Annotated in this window: 9 protein-coding genes; 1 reads left to right on the top strand and 8 read right to left on the bottom strand. The window is 70.6% G+C overall.

The genetic code is table 11. The features are described 5' to 3' along the window. The first annotated feature begins 73 nt into the window (after positions 1–73). Positions 74–3,334, top strand: a complete 3,261-nt coding sequence (locus tag ASD10_RS08995) for a M14 family metallopeptidase (RefSeq protein WP_082556112.1) — start codon at positions 74–76, stop codon at positions 3,332–3,334. Positions 3,335–3,418: 84 nt separating this feature from the next. Here the strand turns inward: ASD10_RS08995 and ASD10_RS08990 are convergent, their stop codons facing one another. The 8 genes from ASD10_RS08990 to ASD10_RS08955 are packed head-to-tail and all read right to left on the bottom strand — an operon-like array spanning position 3,419 to position 10,408. Next, a complete protein-coding gene (locus ASD10_RS08990; RefSeq protein WP_056607472.1) occupies positions 3,419–4,783 on the bottom strand; it encodes an FAD-binding protein in 1,365 nt (454 codons plus the stop codon). Beyond that, positions 4,780–5,421, bottom strand: a complete 642-nt coding sequence (locus tag ASD10_RS08985; RefSeq protein WP_056607470.1) for a hypothetical protein — start codon at positions 5,419–5,421, stop codon at positions 4,780–4,782. The genes ASD10_RS08990 and ASD10_RS08985 overlap by 4 nt, the downstream gene beginning before the upstream one ends. Continuing rightward, positions 5,418–5,744 (bottom strand): muconolactone Delta-isomerase, encoded by a 327-nt coding sequence (locus tag ASD10_RS08980; RefSeq protein ID WP_056607468.1) that lies wholly within the window; start codon positions 5,742–5,744, stop codon positions 5,418–5,420. The genes ASD10_RS08985 and ASD10_RS08980 overlap by 4 nt, the downstream gene beginning before the upstream one ends. Continuing rightward, on the bottom strand, positions 5,744–6,445 hold the full coding sequence (locus tag ASD10_RS08975; protein WP_056607466.1) for an ABC transporter ATP-binding protein: 702 nt from the start codon (positions 6,443–6,445) through the stop codon (positions 5,744–5,746). The genes ASD10_RS08980 and ASD10_RS08975 overlap by 1 nt, the downstream gene beginning before the upstream one ends. Continuing rightward, on the bottom strand, positions 6,446–7,159 hold the full coding sequence (locus tag ASD10_RS08970) for an ABC transporter ATP-binding protein (protein WP_200938198.1): 714 nt from the start codon (positions 7,157–7,159) through the stop codon (positions 6,446–6,448). Continuing rightward, a complete protein-coding gene (locus tag ASD10_RS08965) occupies positions 7,156–8,217 on the bottom strand; it encodes a branched-chain amino acid ABC transporter permease (protein ID WP_056607462.1) in 1,062 nt (353 codons plus the stop codon). Before ASD10_RS08965 ends, ASD10_RS08970 begins: the two co-directional genes overlap by 4 nt. Continuing rightward, the gene (locus ASD10_RS08960) at positions 8,217–9,206 is read right to left on the bottom strand and encodes a branched-chain amino acid ABC transporter permease (RefSeq protein WP_056607460.1); all 990 of its coding nucleotides are present in this window, start codon (positions 9,204–9,206) and stop codon (positions 8,217–8,219) included. The genes ASD10_RS08965 and ASD10_RS08960 overlap by 1 nt, the downstream gene beginning before the upstream one ends. Then, positions 9,203–10,408, bottom strand: a complete 1,206-nt coding sequence (locus ASD10_RS08955; protein WP_235501947.1) for an ABC transporter substrate-binding protein — start codon at positions 10,406–10,408, stop codon at positions 9,203–9,205. The genes ASD10_RS08960 and ASD10_RS08955 overlap by 4 nt, the downstream gene beginning before the upstream one ends. Positions 10,409–10,411: the final 3 nt, after the last annotated feature.

The raw sequence follows: 10,411 nt of genomic DNA, 5'->3' as shown, positions 1-10,411 counted from the left end.
CAGGCTGTCCTCACCCGTGGGTGCCCCCTCGCCGGGCGGCACCCGTCCGCACCCCACAGGAACGAGCCCATCCGTGAGGAACTCTCGCGCTCTCATCGGCGTGACCGGTCTCGCGCTCGCCGCGACCTGCGTGCTCTCGAGCACCAGCGTCGCGGCGTCAGCCGTCGAGCCGTCGTCCGGCACCACGTCCACCCCGACCCCCGCACCCGGCCGCGGTCCCTCGACCGCCACGACGGTCGAGCCGCTCAGCAAGGCGCAGGTCGTCAAGCGCGCTGCCGAGACGGCCGTCGCGGGCGACCCGATCAGCATGCCGACGTCGTACCCGTACCAGCCGAACCTCAAGGTGTACCGCGACAACGCCGACGACGCGGCCCACTCGGCCGAGCTGATCGGGCACCCCGAGATCGCTCCGAAGCTGCTCGACCTGATGGCGGAGAGCGACCGGGTCTCGGCGCAGGTCGTGGGCCAGTCGACCGAGGGACGCGACCTGTACCTCGTCACGGTGACGGCACCCGAGTCGGAGGCCGAGACGGCGCAGCAGGCCGCCTGGAAGGACGAGATGAAGTCCGATCCGGTCGCCGCCGCGCAGGACGCCGCCCTGCTGCGCGACTACAAGACGCCGGTCTGGATCAGCAACAACATCCACGGCAACGAGTGGGAGGGCACCGACGCGGCGATGAAGTACATCGACTACCTCGCGACGGCCCCGCTCAGCGAGGTGCGCAGCATCCTCGAGAACAACCGCCTGTACTTCTCGCCGTCGCTCAACCCGGACGGTCGCACCAACGCGACGCGTGCCACGGCGCTGGGGCTCGACCCCAACCGCGACATGATCACCAACACGACGCCCGAGACGAAGTCGTTCATCCGCCAGGCCCAGGCGATCCAGCCGATCTACGCGGCCGACTTCCACGGCTACACCAGCGTGCTGCAGATGGAGCCCACCGGCCCGCCGCACGGCTCGAACTACGAGTACGACCTCGTGATGCCGCACAACTACGCGCTCGCGCTCAAGGTCGAGAAGGACGTCGTCGACGCCGCGATCCCGGGCAACACGTACCGCAACATCACGACGGGCGCGATCGTCTCGGAGAACACGTCGGCCGACACGGCGCACATCAAGATCCCCTACCGCGACACCCCGGACGGCTGGGACGACTTCCCGCCGATCTTCACGGCGCAGTACGCGTCGTTCTTCGGTGCCGCGGCCGCCACGGTCGAGCTGCCCAAGACGCGCAACGGCACCCCCTCGGGACGCCAGTCGCCGGCCAACGCCGTCATCAACTCCGCCGTCGCCTACCAGACCATGACGAGCATCGTCGACTACATGAACACCGCCGGCACCGCCAAGGACATGATCAAGAACCAGATCGAGACCTTCCGCCGCGGCGTCGCGGGTGAGCCGAAGGACAACCTCACGGTCAGCAAGGTCGGCAGCGTCCCGGGCCCGACCCAGTGGCGCTCGCTCTGGGACGTCGCCGACGACCAGGAGAAGATCACCCTGCCCCGGGCGTACGTCATCCCCGTGGGCGACGGCCAGCGCTCGGCGAGCGACGCCGGCCGCCTGGTGCAGCAGCTGCTGACCCACGACGTCGAGGTGGGCACGCTGGCCGCCGACACGACGGTGGGCGGCACGACCTACCCGAAGGGCTCGTACGTCGTCGACATGCACCAGCCCCTGCGCGGACTGGCCAACGCCCTGCTCGACCTGGGCGAGGACATCTCGGCCAAGGTGCCGTCGATGTACGACATCTCGGCCTGGAGCTACGCGTACACGTGGGGCGCCACGGTCGACAAGGTCGGCCTGACGACGGACGCCCCGTTCGGCACCGTCTCGCCGATCACGGCGCCCGCGTCGAACGTCTCGACGCCGGCGAAGGCCGGCTACCTGACGTTCGACGTCGCGGGCGTCGCCGACTACCAGGCGCTCAACGCCCTGCTCGAGGACGACGAGCAGGTCTCGATGCTCGCCGACGGATCGGCCGTCGTCGGTCCCGAGTCGTACGACGCCGCGAAGGAGGTCGCGTCGACGTTCGACATCGACCTCGACGTCGCGACGAAGGCCGATCTGGACGCCCTCGACGATGCCGGCACCAAGGCACTGGCCGATCTGACGATCGGCTACGTCGGCACGCAGGACGACAAGCTCTCGCTGCAGCAGCTCGGCTTCGACGACCTCGTGCCGCTGACGGCCGCGTCGCTCGCGGCCGACCCGACGCTGCTCAAGGGCGTCGACGTGCTGTGGGTCGGCTCGACGTTCAACCCGACGTCGGCGCAGGCTGCGGCTCGCACCGCCGTCCAGGCGTTCGTCGACGCCGGCGGTTCGATCGTGGGCCGCTCGAACGCCGGCTTCAACGCCGCGGTGTCGTTCGGCCTCATGAGCGGGACCGTCGTCAACGGCAACAGCTCGGGCAACGGCATCGTCGACGTCGACACGCCGGCCGGTTCGGCGCTCGCGCCGTACGCGCAGGACAGTGCGTTCATCTACCCGGCGTTCTCCTTCACCGGGCTGGGCGAGGGCGTCAGGACCGAGCAGACGTACGCGGCCAAGCCGTTCCTGGCCGGGCACTGGCGTGGCACCACCGAGACGAACGGCCCCGCGACGGCGGCCGGCAAGGCCTCGGTCGTGTCGTACGTCAAGCCGACGACGGGTGCCAAGTCGATGGTGTTCGGCACCTCGGTGTTCTTCCGCACCCACCCCAAGGGCGGGATGAGCCAGGCCGCCCGCGGTCTGTTCTGGGCGGGTCCGACGGGTGACGCGGTCGTGGCACCCGGCGGATCGGGCGTCTCGATCACGTCGGTCTCGCCGGTCACCTACCCGGCGTCCGCGTCGGTGACGGTCGCCGCGTCCGACGCGTCGGGCGCCTCGCTCGACGGCACGGTCGAGCTCACGGCGGGCGGCACGGTCGTCGCCTCCGGCGCCACCAGTGGCGGCAAGGCCACGCTGACGGTCCCGGGCCTGACGCCCGGCACCACGTCGGTCGTCGCGACGTTCACGCCGTCGTCGGCGCGCTTCACGGCGTCGACCAGCGCCCCCGCCGCGATCTCCGTGGCGAAGGCGAGCCCGAGGCTGACGCTGAAGGCCAAGAAGTGGAAGGTCGCGAAGAAGGCGCGGGTCACGGTGTCCCTGTCGGTGCCCGGCGTCCCGACCGGCGGATCGGTCGTCGTGACCGACAAGGGCCGCACGGTCAAGACGATCTACGTCAAGGCCGGCTCGTCGCGCACCGTCACGCTGAAGCTCAAGAAGGGCACGCACCAGCTGCGCGCCACCTTCTCGGGCAACGGCCTCGTGGCACCCGGCACGACCAAGGCGGTGAAGGTCCGCATCCGCTGACGTCGACCCTGCGACGACACCGCGGCCGGTTCCCCTCGGGGAGCCGGCCGCGGTGCTGTGCGGGGTCGTACGGGTCTCTCGTGGTCAGCGCCCGGCCGCCACGTGGTTGGCCGCCAGGTACGACAGGCCCAGTGCCGGGAGCAGACCGTTGCCGGCGAGGTAGCCGCCGGCCCCGTGGCCGGAGATGCCCATCGCTGCGCCACCGGCCGCGTACAGGCCGGCGATCGGCGTGGCGGATTCGTCGACGACGCGGGCGTGCTCGTCGACGCGCAGCCCGCCCTGGGTGTGGAACAGCGCGGGGCGCACCGCGACCGCCGCGAGACGCCCCGTGAGCTCCTGCTCCCACGACGTGCGTCCGAGCTCGTCCTTCACGTCGCCGCGGGCCATGCGCTGCGTCTGCGCGAGCGTCTGCTCCAGGCCGTCGGCGTCGATGCCGACCTGCTCGGCGAGCTCACGCGTCGTGTCGGCCCACTTGACCGCACCGGACGCACGCGTGTCGAGGTAGTCCTGGAACACCGAGCACGCCTCGTCGATGCGGGCGTCGAGGATGATCCAGGCCTGGCCGTCCGCGTGCTGCAGCACCGCGGCGGCGTACTCGGAGTAACCGGTCGTCTCGTCGCCGAAGCGCCGGCCGTGACGGTCGACCAGGAAGGCACCGTGCATCACGGTGGCCCAGCCGGTCAGCGTCGCGGCGGGCATCGCGAGGGCGGCGTGCCCCTGATACGCGTCGAGGTAGGCCGTCGCACCGCCGAGGCGCGTGCCGATCGAGAGCGCGTCGCCCCTCGAGGCCTCGCTGCCGTGGTAGACCGCGTCGGCGATCTCGGGGGCGTGCTGCGCGACCAGGTCGCGGTTCGCCGCGAAGCCGTTGGTCGCCAGCAGCACCGCGTCGGTCGGGATCTCCTCGGTGCCACCGGGCGTCGAGACGACGACGGCACGCACGCCCGACTCCCCCACCAGCACGTCGTCGAGGTGCGCGGGGACGAGGAAGTCGATGCGCGGGTGGCGGCGGGCCTCGCGCACGAGGTGCGACAGCATCGAGCGACCGGACCGTCCGGGCACGGTGTGGCACCGGGTGCGGCTGTGGCCCGGGTAGTCGAAGTCGGTGACGAGCGACAGGGGCATGCCGACCTCGTCGGCGAGCCACTCCACGAGCTCGGCGCTGACGCCGGCCAGCGTCGTGGCCAGCGCGGAGTCCGCCTCGTCGTGGGTCTTGGCCATGATGTCGCCGACGAACGTCTCGGCCGAGTCGTCGACGCCCGCGTCACGCTGCCATCGGCTCCCCGCCCCCGGGATCATGGCCGTCGACATCGCGGTGTTGTTGCCCACCGCGAAGTGCTCGTTGGTCTCGACCACCAGGACGTCGAGGCCCAGCGACGCGGCGCGCAGGGCCGCGGCCAGGCCACCGCCCGCACCCGCGACGACCAGGTCGGGTCCGCCGTCGGCGTTCACGCGGCGCTCCCGTCGAGGGACGCTCGCAGACCGATCAGCCGCAGCGCGGTGGCCGTGGGATCGACGAGCACCGCACCGCCCGCGCTCGGGGCGACGTCGACCGCCGAGCACGCGTTGAAGACGAATCCGCCGTCGAGGTCGGCGACGCTGCGCTCCACCGTCTCGTTCCAGACCCGGTCGTCGGCGATCGCGTCGAACGACAGGTCGAGCACGCGCGTGTCGGGTGCCGTGAGCCCGTAGGACGCGAAGCGACGGTCGAGCTCGGCCGCGATCGCGGGGTTGCGGGCCACCGAGAACAGCGGGGTTCCCTGGCTCGCGAGGAACGACGCCGTGAGCCGCCCGATGCCGAGCAGCGGACGGGTCAGGCCGTCCTGGTCGTCGATGCCCGGGTCGAGCACGCAGTCGGGCAGGAACGCGTCGAAGCCCTCCGGGTCGGCCGCGGCGAACGCCGCCAGCACGGCGCGCTCGGACGTCGCGACGTCCTCGGACGTGTCGAGTGCCGCCGGGGCGCCCGATGCTGCGCCGATGTCGCGCAGCACGACCTCGACGCCCTCGGGACTGTGCTCGTCGTAACGGGCCTGACGGCGGGCCAGCTCCTGCTCACCGACCGCGATCGGCGTGAACGACAGAATCCTCATGATGTCTCCTTCGCCGGCGCGGGCGGGTCGATGCCGAGCGCGCGCGGATCGTTGGGGTGCTCGGCCAGCGGGTGCACCTGGATGTCCATCCACGGGTGCAGCGGCAGCGACGTCAGCGCCTCGTGCAGCACCGTCGCGTCCGGGACGTCGTACAGGCTCCAGTTGGCCCACCGGCCCGGGATGCGCCACAGCCGGCGCAGGTGTCCCGCACCTGCCAGCCGCTGGCCCTGTAGGAGCTCGGCGGCGAAGATCTCCTCGCGCTCCTGCTCGTCGTCCCGCCCGGGGGGCCAGACGATCTCGATGTGCACCAGGAACTCGGGCATCAGGTGCCCAGGTAGGCGGCGCGGACCCGCGGGTCGTCGGCGAGCTCGGCGCCCGAGCCCTCCAGCACGATCGCGCCGCTCTCGATGACGTACGCCCGGTCGGAGATCGCCAGCGCCTGCGACGCGTTCTGCTCGACGATCAGCACCGTCACGCCGGTGTCGCGGATCTGACGGATCGCCGCCAGCACCTGGGCCGACAGGTTGGGCGCGAGGCCCACCGACGGCTCGTCGAGCGTCAGCACCGTCGGACGCGCCATCAGCGCGCGACCGATCGCGAGCATCTGCTGCTGACCGCCCGACATCGTGTTGGCGCGCTGCGAGCGACGCGTCGCGAGGATCGGGAACAGGTCGAAGACCTCGTCGAGCGACGCCTTGATGCTCGACCGCGGCTGCGAGTACGCCCCCATCTCGAGGTTCTCGATGACGTCGAGGTCGCCGAAGAGGGCCCGGTCCTGCGCCACGTGCAGCATGCCGGCGCGCACGATCTCGTCGGGCCGCAGCGACTGCACCGGCTCCCCGCCCAGCAGGATCTCTCCCCCGGTGGCCTTGATGATGCCGGCGACGGCCCGCAGGGTCGTGGTCTTGCCGGCGCCGTTGGCACCGATCAGCGAGACGATCTCCTTCTCGTCGACCCGCAGGTCGATCTCGTGGAGGATCTCCAGGCGGCGGTAGCCGGCACTGAGGTTCTTGAGCTCGAGCATCTAGTAGTCCTCTCCGAGGTAGGCCTCGATGACCTGCGGTTCGGCGATGACCTCGGCGGGGACGCCCTGGGTCAGGACCCGTCCGTCGTGCATCACGACGAGCCGCTCCGACAGCGCCATGACGGCCGCCATGATGTGCTCGACGAACATCACCGTGAGGCCGTCGCCGTGCAGGTCGCGCAGCAGCTCGATCATCGGGGCGCGCTCGGCGGGGACGAGCCCGGCCAGCACCTCGTCGAGCAGGATCATGCGCGGCTCCATCGCGAGCGCCCGCGCGAGCTCGAGGCGCTTGAGCCCCGCCGTCGGCAGGCTGCCCGACGCCGCGGTCGCGTACTGCTCGAGCTGCACGCGCTCGAGCACCCCGAGCGCGTGCCGGCGGGCGTCCTTGCGGGACCGCCGGCCCAGCGACGCGATCGTCACGTTCTCGAGCACCGACATCGACTCGAACGGCCGCATGAGCTGGAACGTGCGCACCAGACCGGTGCGCGCGACCTTCTGGGCCGACCAGCCCGTGATGTCGGTGCCGTCGAACACGATGCGCCCCGACGTGGGCTCCTGGCTGCCGGCCAGCAGCGAGAACAGTGTCGTCTTGCCGGCGCCGTTGGGTCCGATGATGCCCAGGAACTCGCGGTCGTCCACCGTCACGTCGACGGTGTCGACGGCGGTCAGGCCCGTGTACTTCTTGGTCAGTCCCTCTACCTCGAGCAGGCTCATGAGCGCCACCGATCCCTGATGGTTCCGAAGATGCCCTTGGGCATCACGATGACGATGATGATGAGCAGGGTCGCGTAGACCGCGACGTCCAGGCCCGACGTGCCCTGCAGGAACGACAGGAAGCCGGGCGGGTTGCGCAGCACCGTCGCGACGAGCTCGGACAGCGGGCCGACGACGGCCGCGCCGATGACGGGGCCCCAGATCGTGCCGATGCCGCCGATGACCGCCGGGATGATGGCCTCGACCGACACCGCCGACCCGAACGCCTGCTCGGGCCCGACGAAGAAGTAGTACTGCGTGTAGTAGACGCCGGCGACCGCCGTGACGCCGCAGCTCAGGGCGACGGCGATCAGACGTGCCCGCATGGTGTCGATGCCGAGCGACGACGCCGCGACCTCGTCGTCGCGCACGGCCTGGGCGTACTGCCCGGCCCGCGAGCGGACGTAGAGGATCGAGATCAGCACCGCGACGGCGAGGATGGCCAGCGGGATCCAGAAGTACAGCGGGCTGCCCTGCTGGAACTGCAGCATCGACCACGAGTCGCTCGGGAGGATCTCGACGTTGAACCCCTCGGTCTTGTTGAGCACGTCGAGGTTCTGCACGATCAGCAGGAACATCTGCGCGAAGGCGAACGTGGCCAGCGCGAAGTACGAGCCCGCGAGCTTGTAGCGCAGGCACATGTACGCGATCGCGACGCCGACGGCCGCCGACAGCACGGCCGCCACGACCATCGAGATCCAGGGCGAGATGCCGTGGTCGACCAGCAGGTACGCACCGGTGTAGGCGCCGATGCCGAAGAACGCGGCGTGGCCGAAGCTGAACATGCCGCCGAAGCCGCTCATCAGGTTCCAGCCGACCGCCATGATCGCGAAGATCAGGGTGCGGATCGCGACGCTCTGGGCCTGCTCGCCGAGGAGCAGCGGCAGCAGCGAGAGCACCGCGACGCCGACGACCAGCACGACGAGCTGGCGCCGCATCCAGGTGTCCTTGAGCCGCGGGTCGTCCGCCGCGGGGAGCTCGTGCGCCGTGGTGGGGCGCGGGGCTGTGGTGTCGGTCATCACTTGGCTCCGTACAGACCTTGGGGGCGCAGGAACAGCACCATGACGAACACCGCGAACACCAGGATCAGCGATCCCGTGCCGGGCAGGTACAGGGCTCCGACCGTCTGGACCAGGCCGATGACCAGGCCGCCGATCGTCGCGCCGAGCACGCTGCCGAGGCCTCCGAGCACCACGATGACGAAGGCGAGGATCGTGAACTGCTCGCCGACCGACGGGGTGAGGCTCGTGAACGGCGTCATGAGGCCGCCGGCGACGGCGACGCTGGCCGCGCCGATGCCGAACGTCAGCGCGTAGACGCGCCGGACGTTGACCCCGACGAGCGCAGCGCCCTGTGCGTTGGCGGCGACGGCGCGGATCGACAGGCCCAGCGACGTGCGTCGCAGCACCAGCGTCAGTGCGACGCCCACCAGCACGGCGCCGACGAACGCGATGATGCGCGAGTACGACGCGATCGCGCCGAACACCTCGAACGACCCGTCGACCGGCGTGCCGACCGACTTCGGCCGGCCCGTGAAGATCATGAGCAGGACATTGGCGATCAGCAGCTGGATGCCGAGCGTCACGAGCAGCGGGCCCTCGTGGCTGCCGGTCGACGTCAGACGGTTGAGCAGGAAGTGCTGCACCATCATGCCGAACAGGAACATCACGGGGATCGCGAGCAGCGTCGCGACGTAGACCGGGATGCCGGGGCCGGCGACGAGGGCGTAGACGACGTACATCGACATCGTCAGCATCGAGCCCTGCGCGAAGTTGACGACGCCGAGCACGCCGAAGATCAGCGTCAGGCCGATCGAGACCAGCGCGTAGACGCCGCCCAGCAGCAGGCCCGTGACGATCGACTGCGTGACGAGACCGCTGTCCTTCCCGCCCACCGCGAAGACCGCGGCGAGCAGGACGACGACGGTGACCGCCACGACCGTCGTGGGGTGCGTGCCGACCCGGACGACCCGGGTCGGCCCGTCACCACGGGTGGTCGCTTCGGTCATCGTGCCGGGGCCGCGGGGAAGACGAGGTCCTTCGTCGCGACCTCCTGCGGGAAGACCTGCTCGACGTTGTCGCCCTGCACCTGCATGACGATGACCGTCGCGTTCTCGTTCTGGCCGCGCTCGTCGAACGTGATCGGTCCGTCGAAGGCCAGCAGCGGGTCGTCGATCTCGATGCCGGCGATGGCCTCACGCAGCTTCTCGGGGTCGTCCGAGCCGGACTTCTCGAGCCCGGCCGCGATGACCTCGACCGCCTGGTACGACAGGATCGACGCGGTCTCCATGGGCTTGCCGTACTTGGCCTCGAAGCGCGTGCGGATGTCGGTGACGCGCTCGTTGTTGGCGTCGTAGTGGTAGTTGGCGCTCAGCACGTTCTGGCCCGAGGCACCCGACGCGGCGGGGAACGAGCCGTCGTCGAAGGCTCCGTTGGCGATGCCGTACAGGCCCTGGATGTCGGGACCGAGCTCCGAGACCGCCTTGGCGATCAGGACGCCGTCGGGGAAGTACCCGGTGGCCACGATGACGTCGGGGTTGATCGACGCGGCCTCGCGCACCTGCGTCGTGGCGTCGGAGAAGTTGGTGCCGGGGTACGTGATCTCCTTGACCGTCGTGATGCCCTGCGCCTCGGCCTCCTTCTTGAACGCGTCGAAGACGCTGTCGCCGAAGGCGCCCTCGATGTGCAGGTAGGCGACCGTCTTGATCGGGGTGCCCTTGTCCTGGCCGATCTTGACCAGCGAGTCGGCGCCGGACGTGCCCATGCTGGTGGCATCGGGCTGCACGCGGAACGAGTACTTGTAGCCCTGCTCGAGGATCTTGTCGTCGACCGCGACGTCGATCACGAACGGCACGCGTCCGCGCTCGGCGACCGCGGCGACGTTCTGGGTGACGTCGCTCTGGTACGTGCCGATCAGCGCGACCGCGCCGTCGCCGATGAGCCGCTGCGCCTCGCTCTGTCCGACCTCGGCCTTGCCCTGGCTGTCACCGCCGGCGAGCTCGAGCTGGGCGCCGTCGAGCGCCTTGATGCCGCCCGCCGCGTTGATGTCGGCGACGGCGAGCTTCGCGCCGTCGTCCATCAGCCCGCCGACACCGGCGAGAGGACCCGAGGTGGGGTGGATCGAACCGATGGTGACGGTGTCCGAGTCCGAGGAGCCTCCATCGGAGCTGCCGCACGCGGCCAGCCCTCCGGTGACGACCAGTGCGGTCATCAC

The organism is Aeromicrobium sp. Root472D3, from assembly GCF_001426485.1.
Classification (GTDB): Bacteria; Actinomycetota; Actinomycetes; order Propionibacteriales; family Nocardioidaceae; genus Aeromicrobium.
This window is presented reverse-complemented; position numbering and strand designations above follow the sequence as displayed.